The 18,303-nt window shown below is 43.6% G+C and carries 21 protein-coding genes, 1 tRNA gene, 1 other RNA gene and 1 pseudogene; 12 read left to right on the top strand and 12 right to left on the bottom strand.

The genetic code is table 11. The features are described 5' to 3' along the window. The first annotated feature begins 104 nt into the window (after positions 1 to 104). The gene (locus tag WC227_03585; GenBank protein MFA6963770.1) at positions 105 to 848 is read left to right on the top strand and encodes a hypothetical protein; all 744 of its coding nucleotides are present in this window, start codon (positions 105 to 107) and stop codon (positions 846 to 848) included. A gap of 91 nt (positions 849 to 939) precedes the next feature. Here the strand turns inward: WC227_03585 and WC227_03580 are convergent, their stop codons facing one another. The 6 genes and pseudogenes from WC227_03580 to WC227_03555 form a co-directional block, all read right to left on the bottom strand. Further along, the gene (locus WC227_03580) at positions 940 to 1,116 is read right to left on the bottom strand and encodes a hypothetical protein (protein ID MFA6963769.1); all 177 of its coding nucleotides are present in this window, start codon (positions 1,114 to 1,116) and stop codon (positions 940 to 942) included. Positions 1,117 to 1,126: 10 nt separating this feature from the next. Beyond that, positions 1,127 to 1,594, bottom strand: a complete 468-nt coding sequence (locus WC227_03575; protein MFA6963768.1) for a hypothetical protein — start codon at positions 1,592 to 1,594, stop codon at positions 1,127 to 1,129. A gap of 292 nt (positions 1,595 to 1,886) precedes the next feature. Next, a tRNA-Gln gene (locus WC227_03570) sits at positions 1,887 to 1,960 on the bottom strand. A gap of 434 nt (positions 1,961 to 2,394) precedes the next feature. Further along, positions 2,395 to 2,964, bottom strand: a complete 570-nt coding sequence (locus WC227_03565; GenBank protein ID MFA6963767.1) for a hypothetical protein — start codon at positions 2,962 to 2,964, stop codon at positions 2,395 to 2,397. Positions 2,965 to 3,141: 177 nt separating this feature from the next. Further along, positions 3,142 to 3,575, bottom strand: an RNA gene (rnpB, locus tag WC227_03560) — RNase P RNA component class A. Between the two features lie 22 nt (positions 3,576 to 3,597). After that, positions 3,598 to 3,792: pseudogene (locus tag WC227_03555) on the bottom strand (GIY-YIG nuclease family protein). A 356-nt stretch (positions 3,793 to 4,148) separates the two neighbouring features. Between WC227_03555 and WC227_03550 the strand changes: the two are divergent. From WC227_03550 to WC227_03540, 3 genes are all read left to right on the top strand, one after another. Continuing rightward, the gene (locus WC227_03550; protein MFA6963766.1) at positions 4,149 to 4,511 is read left to right on the top strand and encodes a potassium channel family protein; all 363 of its coding nucleotides are present in this window, start codon (positions 4,149 to 4,151) and stop codon (positions 4,509 to 4,511) included. Between the two features lie 15 nt (positions 4,512 to 4,526). Further along, a complete protein-coding gene (locus WC227_03545; protein MFA6963765.1) occupies positions 4,527 to 5,084 on the top strand; it encodes a rubrerythrin family protein in 558 nt (185 codons plus the stop codon). 146 nt (positions 5,085 to 5,230) lie between these two features. After that, positions 5,231 to 5,848: a ribonuclease H-like domain-containing protein gene (locus WC227_03540; GenBank protein ID MFA6963764.1), complete on the top strand. Its 618-nt coding sequence runs from the start codon at positions 5,231 to 5,233 to the stop codon at positions 5,846 to 5,848. Here WC227_03540 and WC227_03535 read toward each other — a convergent pair. The 6 genes from WC227_03535 to WC227_03510 all read right to left on the bottom strand — a co-directional run bounded on the left by WC227_03535 (position 5,838) and on the right by WC227_03510 (position 12,927). Then, complete coding sequence (locus tag WC227_03535; protein ID MFA6963763.1) at positions 5,838 to 6,674, bottom strand: NUDIX domain-containing protein; 837 nt, start codon at positions 6,672 to 6,674, stop codon at positions 5,838 to 5,840. The two genes, WC227_03540 and WC227_03535, sit on opposite strands and share 11 nt — an antisense overlap. Then, positions 6,671 to 7,486, bottom strand: a complete 816-nt coding sequence (locus WC227_03530) for a hypothetical protein (protein MFA6963762.1) — start codon at positions 7,484 to 7,486, stop codon at positions 6,671 to 6,673. The genes WC227_03535 and WC227_03530 overlap by 4 nt, the downstream gene beginning before the upstream one ends. Before the next feature lie 112 nt (positions 7,487 to 7,598). Beyond that, positions 7,599 to 9,254, bottom strand: a complete 1,656-nt coding sequence (locus tag WC227_03525; protein ID MFA6963761.1) for an ATP-binding protein — start codon at positions 9,252 to 9,254, stop codon at positions 7,599 to 7,601. Positions 9,255 to 9,271: 17 nt separating this feature from the next. Then, a complete protein-coding gene (locus WC227_03520; GenBank protein ID MFA6963760.1) occupies positions 9,272 to 10,819 on the bottom strand; it encodes a hypothetical protein in 1,548 nt (515 codons plus the stop codon). A gap of 1 nt (position 10,820) precedes the next feature. Beyond that, entirely contained in the window at positions 10,821 to 12,137 is a 1,317-nt protein-coding gene (locus WC227_03515; protein ID MFA6963759.1) for an MFS transporter, read from the bottom strand. Further along, on the bottom strand, positions 12,127 to 12,927 hold the full coding sequence (locus tag WC227_03510) for a ThiF family adenylyltransferase (GenBank protein MFA6963758.1): 801 nt from the start codon (positions 12,925 to 12,927) through the stop codon (positions 12,127 to 12,129). The genes WC227_03515 and WC227_03510 overlap by 11 nt, the downstream gene beginning before the upstream one ends. A 480-nt stretch (positions 12,928 to 13,407) precedes the next feature. On the opposite strand from WC227_03510, the gene WC227_03505 reads away from it, so the two are divergent. The 8 genes from WC227_03505 (at position 13,408) to cyaB (ending at position 18,303) form a co-directional block, all read left to right on the top strand. Next, on the top strand, positions 13,408 to 14,004 hold the full coding sequence (locus WC227_03505) for a hypothetical protein (GenBank protein MFA6963757.1): 597 nt from the start codon (positions 13,408 to 13,410) through the stop codon (positions 14,002 to 14,004). A gap of 128 nt (positions 14,005 to 14,132) precedes the next feature. Further along, on the top strand, positions 14,133 to 14,276 hold the full coding sequence (locus tag WC227_03500; protein MFA6963756.1) for a hypothetical protein: 144 nt from the start codon (positions 14,133 to 14,135) through the stop codon (positions 14,274 to 14,276). A gap of 191 nt (positions 14,277 to 14,467) precedes the next feature. Next, the gene (locus WC227_03495; protein MFA6963755.1) at positions 14,468 to 15,136 is read left to right on the top strand and encodes a hypothetical protein; all 669 of its coding nucleotides are present in this window, start codon (positions 14,468 to 14,470) and stop codon (positions 15,134 to 15,136) included. Between the two features lie 141 nt (positions 15,137 to 15,277). After that, positions 15,278 to 15,526 (top strand): hypothetical protein, encoded by a 249-nt coding sequence (locus WC227_03490; GenBank protein ID MFA6963754.1) that lies wholly within the window; start codon positions 15,278 to 15,280, stop codon positions 15,524 to 15,526. A 220-nt stretch (positions 15,527 to 15,746) separates the two neighbouring features. Beyond that, the gene (locus WC227_03485; protein ID MFA6963753.1) at positions 15,747 to 16,676 is read left to right on the top strand and encodes a radical SAM protein; all 930 of its coding nucleotides are present in this window, start codon (positions 15,747 to 15,749) and stop codon (positions 16,674 to 16,676) included. Beyond that, complete coding sequence (locus tag WC227_03480) at positions 16,657 to 17,151, top strand: hypothetical protein (protein ID MFA6963752.1); 495 nt, start codon at positions 16,657 to 16,659, stop codon at positions 17,149 to 17,151. The genes WC227_03485 and WC227_03480 overlap by 20 nt, the downstream gene beginning before the upstream one ends. After that, positions 17,141 to 17,683 carry a dTMP kinase gene (locus WC227_03475; GenBank protein ID MFA6963751.1) on the top strand — a complete coding sequence of 181 codons (543 nt, stop codon included), beginning with the start codon at positions 17,141 to 17,143 and terminating at the stop codon, positions 17,681 to 17,683. The genes WC227_03480 and WC227_03475 overlap by 11 nt, the downstream gene beginning before the upstream one ends. 101 nt (positions 17,684 to 17,784) lie before the next feature. Beyond that, entirely contained in the window at positions 17,785 to 18,303 is a 519-nt protein-coding gene (cyaB, locus tag WC227_03470; protein ID MFA6963750.1) for a class IV adenylate cyclase, read from the top strand.

The raw sequence follows: 18,303 nt of genomic DNA, 5'->3' as shown, positions 1-18,303 counted from the left end.
GATTTAAATCACATAATTTTTGTGTTATGGTGTTTTTACCACAAGCTCACTTGCTGATCGGACCATCTTGTCCCATTTTCAAATCAGCAAGGAAGGAGGTACTTATGTGGATTATTATTGGAACAGCCATAAATTGGCTGGGTTTCCTAGTTTGCGTGTTCTTCGGGGTGGCATTGCCAATTCTGAAGATATGGGGCCGTCAGATGGATCTGGGGCCTGGGTACTTTCACAAGAGAAGAGAGTACAAGACCGATATCCGTTCAGCAATTGCTGGCGGAGCAGCCGCAACTGCTGGCTACTGCATCAATAATATTTTGATGCAATATTGTCTTTTCTGCGGTGCAGATGCATCGATAGTAGCGTTAATTTTGTTGATGTGGTCTATCTTGGGCTGGCGTACCATCCGCGCTGTAACGCAATCAGCACCAAGACAGCCAGACAAAGATCTTGATGGCGTGATGTTATGGTATTTTATCCGCGGAAAAAAGTCCCGGATAGTCCATCGAGACGAAGTATGGATTCTAAGGTGGTGGAACATTGGCGGGTTTGTGCCCGCTGTTCTGACCAGAAGGATCAGTACTTTCGACAGAGAGAGTAGGCGAGTCAGTCTCAAAGTGCGATATTATGGCACTGATGGAGTACTTGCATCGACTTTCCGCGACTCTACTGATAAGGACTTGGAAAATATATTGGAATATTGCCATGAGCGTACACGGCATGGATACACTGATGAAGATCCTCCGGTGTACGCTGTCTATCTAAATGAAGATTTTCCAAATAAAATCTATAGAATCATGTGCATGGGACGAGAGGATCCAGACTCGATGCAATTCGATGACGGAAAATAATTTATCAGGGCGGCTCATCGCGAGCCGCCCACTTTTATTTAACTCTGGCACATTTGGCCGGCAATAAAATACCAGAGCAGGCTTGCTCTGGTTAAGGCGGGAATAAATTGTTGTTCTCCATCGATGAAGGATCGAAGAATCCTTCGGAAATTTTGGGTGGGTTGTCGGCGAAATTCGCCGAAATCTGGTCGAATGACTCTGAAAAGTAATTTAGGTACAGCCAGCCGATCAGGAGCGCCAAGATGACGCGTACTGTTTTCTTCAACATGGCGTTCTCCTCATATAAGGTTGATGACGCGGATAGCAGCGACCCGCCATGTTGTATCAGATCCTGGACGGTTGTCCAGACCGACGACACCGTTGTATTCGTTGATTTCAAAGACCAGGAATACAGCCTTCTTGCCCCCGTCCGAGACCCATTCCCAGACTTCGATTACGGTCGAAACGGTGTCAGAAGTCTGATTTGGAAAAGTTGCGTAGACGTGGTTTTCAGTATCGAAACAGACGTCCATCTTCGCTCTCAGCAGACCCAAGCCCAATGTTTCGCGGTCGCCGGAAATATCATCACCTTCAAAGCCGTCAGCCTTTCTTTCCCATCCAGCGAGTAAAATCGGCTGGTTTTCTGCCTCAGTATGCTCCTTGAAAAGTTGCTCAGCAAAACTTTTCAGATCGCCGAGATGATCAGGATGTCCGGCCATGACGCGGCCTGTGGTCTGGATTAATTCCAGCAATTTGTTAGGGTTCATATTGATGACCCCCTTTGTACGAATTCCAAACAACGCCGTGCTTGGTTTGAGCTCATATTAGGCTGGAAGTCAATATTTGTCAATCTTGTTGCTTTTAACCAAGAAAAAAGCCCAACTTTATAGTTGAGCGTTTTTCTTGGCTCGGGGACATGGGATCTCGAGCGCTCATCCTTCGCTTCTAAAAACCCACGGTTTTTAGTTTTTTCCTACACGGGAAACTTCCGTTTCCCGACCCCTTCCCGTTCTAATCCATGTCCAAAATAAAAACACCAATTTCTTGGCGCTTTTATTTTGGCTCGGGGACATGGATTCGAACCATGATTCACGGCTTCAAAGGCCGCTGTCCTGCCATTAGACGATCCCCGAATATATCAATCAATATAATCTATCGAAATCAAAATATCTCTTAATTGTTGTCGAAGCAATCTTTTGCCCTCGGTGGTTTTAAGGAATTTTTCTCTCCTCAACGCATCACTTTTGAGTTTGTATGTCTCAAAGTGTATGATTTCGGGATCACGATTCTTTGTCGATAACACTTTATTCGCAAGATGCTCAGAAAGCCTATTCTTCAGATCTTGGGTTGAACCAGTATAAAGCTTATTAACTTTTCTCAAATGTAATATATAAAGATAATACATGAAAAATGAATTAGACCCTGTCATTCGACAGGGCTGTGTCGTATGACACAGCGATCCCCGATCACATTTCGCTTAATTTTAACCTAAAATGAGCGTTATTTCAATAAGATTAATTCGTGAAAATAAAAACCACTGCGTGAGAGCAGTGGGGGATAAATTGATTTAATTGAAAACCGGTTTCTTGATTAGCTTTTGTTTGCATTTCGGCAAAGAGGCCAGAAATTGTTCAAAATTGAGTGGAAAATCATCGCATTTGTTCTGCTGATAAAGCCGCCGAGTATCAGTGACAAAATCAAGGGGTGAAATCGGAGGCTTCTCATTGAGCCGTGCCGAATTAACCAGCACTATTCCCTCAAGAGTCTCGATACTCCAATCAGCACATTCAGGCCAGACTGATAATGCAGTGGCGCATGTCAACACAATTGCCTGGCTACTGTCTTGGGCAAGGAGATAATCTATGCCGACATTGATCATAAATTCTGTGATCAATGGATACCACACCAGAACATAAACCTTACAACTTGCCAGTGTGATTAGCTCGCAAAATTTCTGGCATTCTTCGATAGTCTCAAACTTCAAGATCACATTTTTCTCAACTATCTCTTGAACCAACTGCTCAAATCGATCTTCGAGACCAATCCAATCATAAACCGTGGCACGAACCGGGTCCAAGAGAAGGATAGAGCGCGCGATCTCCACAAGCTGATCTTGAGGAGTTAAATTTTTAACCATAAGTCTGTACCAACCTTTTTGTAGATTTACGAAACTATATAATAAATTGATAAATTTGTCAATGAAAATAAAACACCCCAACGGAAGTTGAGGTGTTACCCCGTTCCAATTACTCGGAACGTTATGGGCCACAAATTACTTCAATCAGGGTGATATATAAGAATTATAGTCTTGTTTTGCTCAAAGTCAAGCATAAGCCAGGTTCTGTTTTGGACAGCAATCTATCTAAGCGTGAGGGCCTTTTGAATCTGTCGAGCAGACATTAATTCAAACGGTCCACCCCACTTGCACCAAACGAGGCTTGCCACAGACGTATGTCGCCATACGAACGCGTGGGCTCTTACCCTCTCAACAATCCAACGATTGCGAGACTCCGAATTTAACATCGGAGCACGATTTCACCCTTACCCCTCACCCTTCATGGACTGACTTGCGTCAAAATCCGAATCTCGGATTTTTTGTCCACAAAGGGTGAGGGGCGGTTTATTTTCTGTTGCGCTGTTCTCAGACATTACTGCCTGCTCATTTATAACGAGCGTCCTGCTCTATGGTGCCTGGACTTTCCTCCCCTCACCCTTGATGCTACAAGCCTATTCTTTTCTTCAACATTGCATACGATTTGGCGAATCTTTTCAATTGCCGTTCACGTTTGATTGCCAGGCTTGGATCGAGATATGCTTCGTAATAAATCAATTTCCAAGGTTTCTTCAATCTTGTTGATTGATTTTTACCCGAGTTATGATCGCATAATCGAACTTTTAAATCCGATGTCTGGCCAATGTATAAAGACTTGTCTGTCTCACTTTGCAATAAATAGAGATAATGCATATCTCGATTATAGCATCAAGGGTGAGGGGCTGCTATCTGATTGGCTTTGAGCTTGATAATTATAACAAAAAAATGATGATTTGTCCATGTTTCGGACAAAGAATTAACCCCGGCAAAAGCCGGGGCGTGGTAGAGTTGGATAATATCGGGGTCCCCCAACCGGTGTGCCCAGTAGTCGTCAGTGACCGCACTGGGGGAGCCCCTCACATGATCAAGGTCATGTCAGACCTCCTTGCAGGTAGAATTTGGGCACCAAAACCTTAATACTATACAGCAATCAGGAGAAGCTGTCAATTATTAGGTGCTGTATTTTGATATTTATCTGCTATAATTGGAGAGTAAACATAAGGAGAATTATGAAGAAAAAGAGTGTTGGAATTTTTAGCGTTGTGATCGTGCTAGCTATTTTGTTTCTATCCGGCACTTGGTTTTACCACCACACCGAAGGTTGGAGCAATGTCGATGCCTTTTATTTTACGGTAATGACGATCACCACGGTTGGCTTTGGCGATCTCGTGCCGACTCATGACTTTTCCAAAATAATGACGGCTGTATTTTCACTCATAAGCATCCCCTTGGTAATCTTCTGCTTCGGTGTACTGGCAAAAGGCTATTTTGAGAGTAGAATAGGTCATATCGAGAGCCGCATAACCGAGTTGCTTTCGAGGGAAAAAACTTTGGAAGAAGACGTGACTGAAGTTATCGACGAAAAAAAATAATAAAGAAGGATCAAAATGGAAACACCAAAAAACATTCTCCGCGCGATCGCCGGAGAGAGCATGGCCCGCAACAAGTACACTTATTTCGCCTCGCAGGCCAAGAAAGAGGGCTTTGAACAGATCTCAGCTATCTTCTTGGAGACTGCTGACAATGAGAAAGAGCACGCCAAAAGATTGATGAAACTACTTAAGGGCGGGGAGAGTTCAACACTTGAAAATTACGATTTCCCTATGGTCAAGTCTACTAGCGAAAATCTAGCCGCCGCCGCCGCAGGTGAGCATTACGAGACATCCAAAATGTATCCGGACTTTGCCAAGACGGCGAAAGAAGAAGGTTTCGAGGACGAGGCTAAAGTGTTTACCGAACTTGGAGAGGTCGAAGAGCAGCATGAGAAGAGATATCTCAAATTGAAGGCCAACGTTGACGGCGATATTGTTTTCGAAAAAGATGGCGAAGTCTATTGGAAATGCCGAAATTGTGGCTATATCCACAAAGGTCCCAAGGCGCCAGACATTTGCCCAGCTTGCGATCATCCACAGTCGTATTACGAATTATTTGTTGAGAATTATTAATAGTTACCGAAAGATTACAAAATTACAAATCTTCTGCAAATATACAAATTAGAAATTTGTTATTACATAATCCTAAGCAACAAAATTATTTAACTTTTGTAATATTTGTATTCAATTAGTAAATTTGTAAAGATTTGGAGACTTTCATGAAAATGTTTTTGGATATTGAGACACTGCCGGCCGATGGCGACAAAATTGAAACCATCAAAATGTTTTGGGAAGACGCGCGACGGAAATCCTCAGCTCCGACCAAAAAAGGGGAGAACGAATTCCAGCAATTCTTCGAGAATACCTCATTCCAGGGTGAATTTGGCCGAATTCTCTGCATTTGTTATGGGATAGACGACGGCGAGATCCAGTGCTTATCTGGCGATGAAAAAGATATCTTGACCAAATTCTGGGCCATTGCCAAGGACGTCGACACCTTTGTCGGCCATAACATTATGGAGTTCGACCTTCGTTTCATCTACAAGCGCTCTGTCATCCACCGGATTCGCCCAAGTCGCCAGCTCAACTTCGCTCGTTATCGCTCCGAGCCGATATTTGACACGATGAAGGAGTGGGAAAAATGGGGCGCTATGGGCGTCAGCTTACACAAATTGACCATCTGTCTCGGTATCGCTTCGCCCAAAGAAGCGGGGATCGATGGCTCCAAGGTTTACAAATATTTCCTCGATGGCAAATCAGAAGAGATCTATAAGTATTGCAAGAGAGATGTTGAAGCGACCAGAGCGGTCTACAAACGTATGACCTTTAGCGAGTAAGTATTTCTCTGTAGCCCTCTTTCATCGGAAGATTTTTGATTTCATCTATATCAAACCAGCCTGAGTCTTGATGCTCGTGGCTGAGTTTGATGTTCTCAATATCGCTAGAGCAAAGGTAAATGTGAATGCTAAAATCATATACTGCCAGGCCGTAATCGACTGTCAGATCAAAAGTCCCTATTTCTTCACCAGTTTTTAGGTCTGTGCTACCGGTCTCTTCTCGAAACTCTCGCCTTAATCCCTCTTCCACCGTCTCTCCGGCCTCGATCTTGCCACCAGGTAATTCCCAATTGCCATGATGGTCCATTATGAGCAAATATTTACCATCTCTTTTGATCGCGGCCTTGAGCGAATCAGCGTGAACTCTTCTGGGCGTCGATTCTGTCCCTAAATAAGCATCTTTTCCTTCACCCTGAAGCCAATTATAAGCCTCCGTCAAAATATCTAGAGTTTCCTTGAATTTTAAAGTTTTCTTGGCCTCTTCATACGTCACCCATTTGAAATTGGTGATCTCTTTGTTGTCGATTATCGGGAAGAATTGATTCGAGAAATATGGATAGAAAGTGACAGTTTTATCAAGATCGGTGCCATCTTGTGAATATGTATAATGCTCACTGAAAGTTTTGTCTTCAATCAATTCACCGCCAGCAATCCCAGCTTCTTCGAAAAGTTCCCGCTTGGCCGCCTCAACATCAGATTCTTCATCCTCCTTGTGGCCCTTGGGGAAACTCCAAAACTTGCCACCCTGTTCTACCAACAAAAAATGAGGCTCTTGGCCTATTATCTTGTGGAAAATTGGTATGACACCGTATGAATAATCTTTCATATCTTGATCTCCATTTTTTCGCCTAATGGTAATCTTCGAAACATCCCACCCAGATAGCCGAGCACTCCGCCAGAAACAAAGAAGACAAGAAATTCGGCAAAATATAATGCGAATTGCTTCTCTACCGAGAAAATCCATATTTTCTTCATCGCGTTGGCTAGTCTGGCGTCGCTGGCAAACCCAGTCAGACTGAAGGCATTTCGGACGTAACTCGGGGCCAGGTAGACTAGGGCCAGATATACGAGAGCGATTGCAAGGCTCAATACGACCAGAAAACGACCAGCGAAAGCGATTCTGTCCTGCGTGTCCTTCAATATCAATAGGGTAATCAGTATTAGCGCCAGAGATGCGCCGCCTAGAATATAAAGATATAAATTCAAATTGGCCAGGATTAAAAAGTATTGGTTGTTGCGCAGATCCACGGTTTTGGTAAAGACAGTGCTTGTAGGAAAAACTGTCTGATTTGAAGTGTCGTACGTGAGGTCAAATTTCAAATTTTCTGGGCTAGGATCATTTAGCGCTAAGCTGGTGCGGAGAACCGCTTCGTCTATTAGCGGATTAATTAGCTCTGTCGTGATGCTCTCGTTCACAATCTCCAGATTCGTGCCCTCAGAGAGAGATACATTGTTGGTGGCAACCAAATTCTCTTTGATGTAGCTGATAATCAACTCACTTGCGCCCGAATTCTTGATATATCTAGAAATCTTGCCCGGGTCAGAGAGGGCAATTTTGAAATTCAATGCCAAGAAGAAAAGAAGCAATACAATAAAAGCCAAAAATCCAACGATAAAAGAAAATATCTTGCGTGTCATAGTACAATTTTATCACCGAATGAACGAAGTAGGAAGGCCGCATGGGGTTATCAGTTATCTGTTAAATCTGACCCAAGGGGTCCCCTTCGGGGCCATCCATTTCTGACGTTATCTAGTGCAGTACGGCGTCTTCGCCTTCGTGTGGGTCGTGAGGCTTCTCTTTCAGTATCGGCATTGTGAAAAAGAATGTTGTACCTTTGCCTTCGCCCTCGGAGGTAAACCAGATTTTGCCTTTTTGGAGCTCGATAAATTTCTTGGAGATGTACATTCCAAGGCCGGTGCCCTTGACTTGGTCTTTTAGCACGTCAACCTGAGTAAATTTCTCGAAGACGCCAGTTTGTTTGTCCTTCGGAATACCTCGGCCGTTGTCCTGGACTGAGACGACGATCTTCTGGTCATCGTTCATTACGCGAGCCACTATTTTCCCGCCTGGATCGGTATATTTGATGGCGTTGCCAATAATATTGATCAATACCTCAGTGATCCTAGTCACATCAAACCAAGTAGATGGCATCTTGTGTTTTGGCTTTTCGAAAGTGAGAGAATGTTTGGCTTCAAGTGCCTTGGACATCACCTCAGTGACGGCCTGATTAATCACATCTTCGATCGGCTTCTGCTCCCAGATAATATGGATACGGCCAGACTCAATGCGAGAAACGTTGAGCAGATCCTTGACCATGTTACCGAGTCGTTTGGCTGACTCGAATACGCTGTTGAGGAAGCCTCTGGCCTTGTCTGGTATCTTGCCACCGAGGCCCTCGACCAAGATCATGGAAAGATAACCCTGAATGGCGGCGATAGGCGTATTTAATTCATGACTTGCCATGCTCAAAAAGTCGTCCTTCAGCTTGTCCACTTCCTTAAGGTGTTCATTGGCTTCCTTGAGCTCCTCGGCCAGCTTTTCAATTTCTTTTCTCTGCTGGATTTCCCTTTTTACCGATTTGACTAACCAGACGCTACCAGAGGCAAGTACGATTAGTAACACGCTCCGCAATGCGCCTTCCGAAAGGGAGCCCGAAGTAAATACTTCAATCGCAGAGATGACATTTATTACTACAACAGCTGCTTCTGTAATAATTACTTTAACGTCGAACAACTGTGTCTTTAATATCGCATACGCAGTGAATATTATAAAAAACAAGGAAGAATACGTTCCAAACCTTGCGTACACAAAGCTGTGAGTTAGCATTGGAATAAGCAGGTTGAAAATAAGATTCAGAATAGACAGGAGTCCAATCCCATACAACATGTACTTAATTTGTTTCTTTTGCTCACTACCTAATTTTATGTACTTGATTATTAAAATGGCAACTGCATATAGTGCGACAATAGATACATTAACAGCGAATAAATTAAACAAACTTCCTGACTCAAAGTTAGATCCGTAACTTTCCATGAAGGCAAAACGGATAATTTTATTAGAAAATAGTGTGATAATAATTATCCCGCTATTTATGCTTGCGAAAAGCCAGACCATCCATTTTTTGATTGGGAAAATTCTTTCCGGGAAGATAGTAACAAAGTAAGCTAGGAAGAAGACCATCGCAGTGATAACGGCTAGGTTAAAGCGGTTAAGGGCAGTCTGATATGCCGACAGCTGGGTCAGGTAAAGGCTAAAATCGACAATGATCCATGCAGATGTGATAAACGCAAAAATACTAAACAGTTTATTGTCTAGTTTATTTTTATTTGCTCGGTATACTGCATACCCAATAATTATACCTAGTATGCACACTAGAGAAGCGGCAGTAATATAAACAATCCCCACGTTTCCCTCCTAAATTTCTATGACTCTCGAACGACCATTCTCGGTTTAGTCCTTCGCAGATCACCAGAGAATGGACCAGTTCCAAATTCGTAAATGCTGATTTCTGGGTCAGCTCCCTTGCCTTCGATCTTCACAAGGTCATAGTAATCTGTATTGTTCCGACTCAACTCGGCGGTAATCAAGTCGTGATATTTGCGTTCAAGTGTCCTCACAGCTTCATGCTTATGTTTTTTGCCATCTTTCAACTCAAGGGCGATCTCAAAGGCGTGTTTCTGCTGCTTGTCAAAGGAGAGTATTAATTTGAAGTTATGAACATCATTCATTTTTCCAGAGAAAATTGCTGGGGCAATCTGCTCTGGGTAGATCTTTACCCCTGCAATTGCGATCGTGTCATCACGCCTGCCAAAGCAAAACAAGAATGGATGCTGCCAAATGCTCTCTGCTGAGAAGCCCTTTTCCTTGAGGATCTTTTTATAGTCATAGCCATGCTCGGCGAGTTTTTGCTCCATCTCTCTGAATTTTATAACACCTCCACGATCGTGAATGTTGTATCTAATTAAGGGGGTGGTGGCTTTTGTCGTGAATATCACTTCGCCATTCTGCTCCTCCATATAGTAGGTGCTGGTAAAATATTGGAATAGAGAAGGAACGCAGTCATCCCTACCAAACAGATCTTCACACAATTTTTTATCCGTATAGGAAAGCTCCCTCACAAGAGTGCTAAAGGCCGAAGACAGGCCGATCATCCCACCATCTGAGGTACCATAACCCTCCATGATGTCAGTGAGTTTCGACTCATCACCAGAGATTAATTTGTTGACGTAGTGTTTCCACTCAATGGTGTGATGCTCCCCGGCGATAAAAAGCTTAAGATTTAACTTTCTGATGTTGATACCTTCTATTTCTAGCCGTTCCAATATCGTTCGAGCAAAGGTGGGGTATGACCAAATAACCGTTTGGTCATAATATTTTGATAATTTCTTAATAGTGTAGACGATACTGTCGAGATCGGCGCCGCAGGTTGCTAGCGTCATATTGCGTTTCTGAGTCAACTCTCTCCCAAGTACGTTTACTGTCCAACCAGCAGTCCAGCATCCAAGCGAGTAGGCATTAATAAATAGGGTCGACTTGTCTCTAAATCCCCAATAGAGGCTCATATACATATCAAACTGGCTGGGTAATGACTCTTCCCAATCATAATATCTTGGCCAGATTGTTGGCTCATCTATAGTCCCAGAACTTAGTGTAAAACTATAAAAATGGTTTCCTGGCTTGACAGTGTTAGTCTCGTCGAAAGAAAATTTATTTATATAGTTATATTTGTCAATTATTGGCAGATTATGAAAATCAGCCATACTAGTAATTTTTTCAGGGTCGACAGAATTCTTTTTTAGTATTTGACCATATGCTGGAATAGACCCTGCGGTCTCTTTGAAGACACCTAGCGCTGTCTTCTCGGAGATTCCTTCCCATACCTCTGCGGGAGTTTGGGATAAAAATGCCATAGCTTTATCGTAGTCAGCCATTATTTCTGCCATTGTTGGTTGTTTTTTTGGTTCTTCCATTTTACTCAATTCTTGTATTAATTTGTCTATTCTTAATAAAAAATGCGGATATTAGTCCAATGATACCACAACCCGTAAGGACTGTGAACGCCAGTCGGTACTCGAGTGTGATAGAGGCGATGATGGCGATGCCGATGAGGGCTCCCATTTGCTGAAGAGTATTGAGAATCCCTGAGGCGCTCCCGGAATTTTCTGTAGGCGCAGAGCCAATAATTGCGGCAAATATTGAGGTCATGAGAAATCCGCTACCGGCAGAAACCAAGGCCAGCCCTGGCAAAATGCCAGCAGCGTATGAAACTGAAGGATCGATCCTAGTCAAGAAAGCGAGGCCGAGGAGAATTAATATTGCACTCAAGAATCCGCCAACTCGCCAACTCTTGAGCTGACCACCAATGCCAGAGAATATTCCCGTGATTACTGGTACTGGGATTAGGGCCAAGCCTGCCTGGAGCGAATTCCATTTCAATATATCCTGAAGGTAGAAGGTAAGGACGAATGACATTCCAATGAGAGAGACCATAGATGTGAAACTCAGGACATTGGCTGCGGTAAAAGTTTGATTCTGGAATAAGTGAAAGTCGACAAGCGAATTTTTGATCTTGCGTTGGTAGAAATACAAGACAATCAAAAGTAAGGCTCCTAAGATCAAATAGTATCTACTGATTTGGGCAAACGAGAGAACGATGATAGCTAGAGCCGATGATAGGATCAGCATACTGCCAAAATCTATCTTTTGCTCGACTTTTGGAATCTCTGGAATGTATTTGGCGGCGATGATCAAGCCAACGATCACAAGCGGAACATTGATTAGAAAAACTAAATGCCAGCCATAGAAACTACCAAAATCCAAATTCGCCAGCATGCCACCGAGAACTGGCCCGACAAGCATACCGCCCGCAAATGTTGCGGAGGTGACTGCGAATGCTTTCTCTCGCTCCTTCCAGAGATTAGCGATAATAATCATCGGCATCGTATATAGTATGGCGGTAGCAATACCTTGGATCGCACGGAGAGAAATTAAAAGAGGGATATTGTTTGTGAACCCAAGTATTAGGGAGCTTATGCCAAATACACCGAGTCCGATCAGATACAATTTTTTAGTTCCTATCTTGCTGCCGAGCTTCCCCATGAATATCAGGAGGGCGACCAAGGCAAGAGTGAAGGCGTTTGGCAGCCATTGGGCAGTTGTAATCGAAATATGGAGAGTGCTCGTAATTTTGGGCAAGGCAACATTAAGTGCGGTGCTGTCGATAGCACCCAAGAAATCGGCTACCGCCAAAGCGGTAATTATCAGGGTCAGATTATATTTATTTTTCATCTGGGATCAAAATCGTATTTGGGTCAAAGGAGATATAGTCAGGAGCAACTCTAACTGGCAAGTCCAGGGCAACTCTTTTGGCCGCTACCACTGTCATAGCAGCCAAAATATAACTAGCCGAGATTGGTTGTGGATAATGCGCTTGTCGTCCTTCCGCTACATCTAAGGCGACTTTTTGTACATAAGGAGGCATCAATTTCATAAAAAAATCGATGAATTTTGTGAATGCTTCCTCATTATCAATCTTGTCGAGAGGAGTTCGGGGATTGAGACCGATCATTTCTTCATATGAAATGCTATCGGGAGTGAAGATCTGAAGCATGGCGCCCCAACCGACGTCTGTGGGCTGGATCACTGTGTGATGAAATTTTTTGGCGGCTCTATGCAGAGCTATCACCGCTTGGGCCGCGTCTGGGTCGATAGAGTCGACCACGATATCAGCCTTGCGAGATATTTTGGCCGCGTTATCAACAGTTATAAAGATTGGATATTTGCGAATGTGGGCATGTGGATTGATCGCCTTGATTTTGTGAGCAAGGGCATCGACTTTGTAACGTCCAACATCGCGCCAGCTGTAGCCTTGTCTATTATTGTTGGATAATTCTACCGTATCGCCATCGACGAGTATAAAATTTTCAAACCCGATTCGAACAGCAGAGAGAGCGATCTGTGAGCCGACACCACAACCAGCAATGAGCAATGTAGTATTGTTGATCTTTGTCTGCTCCTCTTCGGTTAGGAGCCCCAAATTTCTCGAGCGGTGCTCCTTGCGGAAGGAGGCTTGGTCCATTTTTTCCATAGGAAAAAGGATTTATTAATATATAAATGTAATGTACAAGATATCGTATACATTTACAATCACTTGACGAGAGAATTGTTGTTTGATTCATCAGATGAATCTATCCACAGTTTACGTTAATAATAAAATCTTGTGCTCAAAATTAACTTTGACGGTCTCGATATGTGATGCTAAACTAGCAAAGTTGACAAAATGCTAGCCACTGTCAGCTCGGAAATTTCAGGCAGATTCATCTAAATGAAATCTCTAGAAACCATATAAATGGTTTGAAACATACAATCAATCTTCGGACTGATTTTTTATTTCTGCCATTTACGAATGAATGCTTGGCGTGCCATATTGGCGCGCCGGTTTTCGTATATGCCGAGCAAATTACTTGACTAGGACGTGATAATGTTGTACTGTGTAGCCAGATTCGCGAGCGAAAGATTTCACTTCGCAATAGCAAACTACATTCAAAGGAGAGTAGAGATGCTTAAGCACATCGCTCTTTCGTCCCTGACCATCGCCCTGGCAGCGATGGCTGTAATGTTCCTCTTCAGCGGGTGCGGAGGAGGAGGCGCCCCAAAACCGATGCTTCGAGGAGTTGCAAATATTCATTCTAACGCAACCAAGCCGCGGATTGGACTTCTCTATGACGGAGGCAGCTCTTTCGCTACGTATTCATCGGCATCGATACCAGTGTCTTCGAATGATTGGCAGGACGTCAAGTGGTCGATTCCTCTGCCTCCTTCAGGAGTGCGCAGCCTTTACGCTATCTGTGTCTTCGATGATGCAAATAGCAACCATATCTACTCGAGCAATGAACTTCTTGGTTTTGCCGAGAAGAACGGGGCTTATCTTTATCTCAAGGATAACGGCGATGGGACTTTCAGGATTTATGACTCAAATCGCAACACATGGTTTGAAAATGCGACCGAATGTACCGGAAAAGATGTATTTATCGACTGTTATTGGAAGAGTGCAGCGACAACCAGGGGAATACCAACCCCCAAGAGTGGCTCGGAAACTCAAACCAGTTTGGTCGAATCAGTTCTCGGCGAGCTTCGAAAGCTTTCCGGTCAATAGAATTGATTGCTCAACCGTCGTCGACAACCCTCTCTAGGGCATCGGCGGCGGTTATTTTAATTAGTCAGAGAGAAGACAAAACTATACCTATTGACAACTATACCGCATTGAAATACTATAGTTAGAACATGTCAAGAGAAAAGCACAAGCTGTTTAAGTACAAACAATACTTGGACACCACTTTGTGCCTGCCAGCCGATGAGGCAGGCCTGCCAGCCGATAAGGCCGGCCAAAACATGAAGGATGACTGCGGCAGACTGCGCAAAAAATGAAATGACCCACTGGGTCATTTTTTTGTAGCTGCGGTTCATACGAATCAGAATTTAACTAATTACGAATCACTAATCCGAGATTATCATTAGTTGTTCGGAATAACTTACCTGCTTATTTGCTTATTTACTTATTGCTTAAAGTAGCACTTTGACAATCTATCCCTCGAACGTTCGAAAAAGGAGAGCGCACGATGTATGTGACACTTCCAGAATTCAACAACTACATTACTAAGATCAGTTTATTGGCGCTCTCCGGAGAGGCTTATGGACTGATCCAGAGGACTGCTGGCTTCGCTGACGAAGTCTTGTTCAATCCTCGTCGTGACGGTCGAAAAGCTGTTGGTCATTCACTGGCAGTTGGCCAGGAATCAATGGTTTTCGGTTTATCATTTCTGGCGCAATGCGTTGCCATTGGCCATGACTTCGAAGAAGACGGCAAACTCAGAGGGCCAGATGGCTCAATAATCTGCATTAGCAGAGATTATATTGCTGAATTCTTCGGACCCAAATACGGGCCGCAGATCGCCTTTGGCATCCACGCTCTTTCCATCCCTTTGGAGGAGAAACGCCACCGCGAATTATATTACCCTCGTTTTCTCGAGGCTGCCAAGCAGTGGTGGGAGCTTTTACCCATTCGCGTGCTTGACCGAAAGGTCAACCATCTAGACCCTTACAACGGAGACGTTGCTAAGGAAATCATTAAGTGCGAAGAAACTCTTGGCACTTTCCGTGAGAAGATGGAAGAAGGCACTCGGTTCATCCCAGAAGATTATCAGATACGTTTTGCCTATAATCTTCACCAAACTCTCAATCTGGCCGAACAACGGCTAGATTTCTTGAAACACCTCAAAAAGGTTTAGTAATTTTCCATCCCTCTGCACTCGCAGGGGGATTTTTATGTCGCAAATTATTTCAGTGAACGGAAAGAGTGAGCTCATTCGTTTGACTTAGAGCTCTGTTTATGTTATAAATAGTTAATTTCTTGATTGGAGGGAAATGAAATGAAATGTCGCCACGTGTTTCCTGGAGAAGGCCTGTACTGCAAAAAGTGCAAACTTTATATTGCAGGCAGAGCGAAAATATTCATCGATGGAGCAGCGAATATGAGAAATCTCAATATTTCTGTGAAATTCAGCGATGATGGGATGACTACGGTCACCCTGATTGGCAATTACAGTGCCGCCGAAATTGAAAATTTTCGTGCACATCTTGTAACCCTAATCAAGCCGACAAAACTTGTTATCAACTAATAAGTTGTTGGCCCAATATTCTCAGGAAGAGAAGTATCATTATCCAAGGGAATCGTCAGAAAGATTCAGAGCGATACCCTTCGACCGAAAGAGATTTATCAATTTTCTTTCACACTTTTCGCCACAGTAACATTCATATTTCAAGTAATTGAGATAAATTGGAGTTATATCATTTCCAACGGAATGCATGTAGCTAGTACTTTGAAAAAAGAGGTGACCTATGAACGTTAGAACAACTAAAGACCGAATTTTGCGTGCGAAAGTAATCAATGATTGCAATCTAAATTGTTTCTTCTGCCATCGCGAAGGTAGTGCTGTAAGCATGCCGATGACAATCGAACAAATTCACACGCTGACCGATTTCGCCTGCCAATATGGATATTCAAAATTTCATATTACGGGTGGAGAACCAACCCTGCATCGTGATCTTCCAGAAATGGTCGGTTTGGTGCGATCACACGATCTGGCTTGCTCTTTGACCACAAATGGTCAGTTCAACTCCAGAATTTTAACTTCCCTTTCGGCAACCGGGCTTGATAATGTGAATTTCTCGTTTCATACCCTTCGTTCGACGGAATGGGCCAAAATCCAGGGTCATGAGGATAGATCACTATCCCAAAGACAAATAGACCGGCTCATCCACAACATCGCAGAAAGCAGTAGGCTGGGTATCTTTACAAAAGTGAACACAGTCGTCGGGGATGACCCCGAGTTAGCCCTCGAAGTGATTAATCAGTTGAGTGAATTTGACGTCGATATTCGACTTCTAAACATCCTTGGCTCAGACAGATCACTTCAAAACATTGACGTCGTCCTTGAATCTATCCAGGCCAATCGGAGGGAGACTATCGAAAGTCTCGGTTCGAGCGAAACCAGAAAGGTTTACGACACGAAAATGGGCAAAATTACAGTGAAACTAATTGGCAACCAGCGTCTCACTACTATGTGCACTGGCTGCAATCTTCCATGTCTCGAGGGTTTCTATAACACTCGGGTAGAGTCAATCGACGGCGAGCTTTATGTTCGTCTTTGCTTACACCGTACCGACTCAATGTCTCACTTCAGGTTAAGTGAGTTCTGCAAATCAAAACAGCTCGAAGAGATAATGTCTCTGGGCGAAGGGGTAAATTATGTGGATAAAAGTTGTTAATGAAATCCTGGAAGCCTTGCTTCGAAAAGTAGGGGATTTCCAGGGTCATGTCGATAGCGCCGTAGAGGGAGTGCTCACCTCGCAGACGAGAAACGAGTCCCGATATGATACTTATCGGGAGGATTTCTCTCGCGAGGCTGCAGCTGCTGATGGTTTCAAGCAAAACTATATTGCAGCCGCCGACGAACTTCGCAAAAAAATACAGGAAGGCATTGCCGGTGATGGTACTGTAGAAATCGGCTGTATCGTTTTTCTGGGCTATTCGGATGGTTCCAAGAAAATCGTCTATATTTCATCCGAGCAAGTAGGGGGGCTGGAAGTGGAGACAACAATCGGCAAAATTATGGTCATCTCCAACATGTCACCTTTGGGTGAGGCCCTGATTCACCAAAAAAAGTATCATGAATTCAAGCTTGGCAAGAAAGAAATTGTTATTGCGCGGATTCAACCGGGGGATGACGATCATGCCGAATAAAATGGTTGCCATCGAAGGCATCGACGGTACTGGCAAGAGTACAGTAGCGAAACTTCTTGCCGATTTGATGGGCGCCACGCTCATCAAAACTCCGTTCGGGCCAATGATTGGGCAGCGGGCATATTACGATGGCGAGGGGATCGCTCCACTCGTCAGATATCTGTTTTATCTCAATTGCAATGTGGTTGCATCGGAAGAAATCGAAAGATTACTCCAAAGCGGTCCAGTTGTTTGCGATCGATATTTGATATCGACGTTATGTTTTCATAAGGCGATGGGAGTTGATGTCGACATTGTCGATATCTCAAAATTACCAATCGTCCAGCCTGACCATTACTTCTGCCTACAGGCCGCCGAGGAGGTGCGTCTACAACGACTCTATAGCAGAGGTTATTTGTCAGATACTGATGAAAAGATTGATCTCCTCCGCGAGGTTGATCTAATGTTGCCCCGCTATTGCGGTAACATTATCGATACCACTTTGCTTAGCGCAGATGAAGTTGCGCAGAAAATTTTCAACATGATCGGCTAACCGCCGATTGCAACTACTTACAAAACCCTCGCCTTTGGCGGGGGTTTATTTATTTGTCAAAAAGATTTAATATTGAGATTAAATCATAAGGAGAAATAAAAATGAATGTAGAGATTGAAAGAAAATTCAAGATAGATAATTATGAAGAGCTTAAGGACACAGTCGAGTCATTGGGAGCCGAGAAAAAGGGCCTGAAAACGACCATTGATTATTACTTCAATGTGCCGCAGGAGCAAGCACGAACTAAATATTTGCGTATCCGATTTGATCAAAATGAAAAAAGTGGTGAGCTAGCGTATCATGAAGTAGTAGATGACCTTCAGACAAATGAATGGGAAACCGTGGTCGGCGATGCGTCGCTTACTCAGGAAATTCTTGAGAAGCTAGGGTTTCCTTTTGAGGTAAAAGTCCAAAAAGAAAGAACAAAATATAATTTTATGGAAGCCGAGATATTGTTAGATAAAGTTGACGGCTTGGGCGAGTTTGTTGAGATTGAAGCTCCAGACCAGTCTATACTCAACGAGATTGTCCAGAAACTGGGCATTAATGAAGAAAATGTTGTCTCTGGTCTTGGCTACCCCGATATGATCAAAGAAAAGCATAGCGCTATTTCCGAATAA

The sequence above is a fragment of the Patescibacteria group bacterium genome, assembly GCA_041671645.1.
In the GTDB taxonomy this organism is placed as follows: domain Bacteria; phylum Patescibacteriota; class UBA1384; order XYA2-FULL-43-10; family 1-14-0-10-43-13; genus JBAZBD01.
The sequence above is the reverse complement of the archived record's forward strand: the minus strand, read 5'-3'. Positions and strand labels throughout refer to the sequence as shown.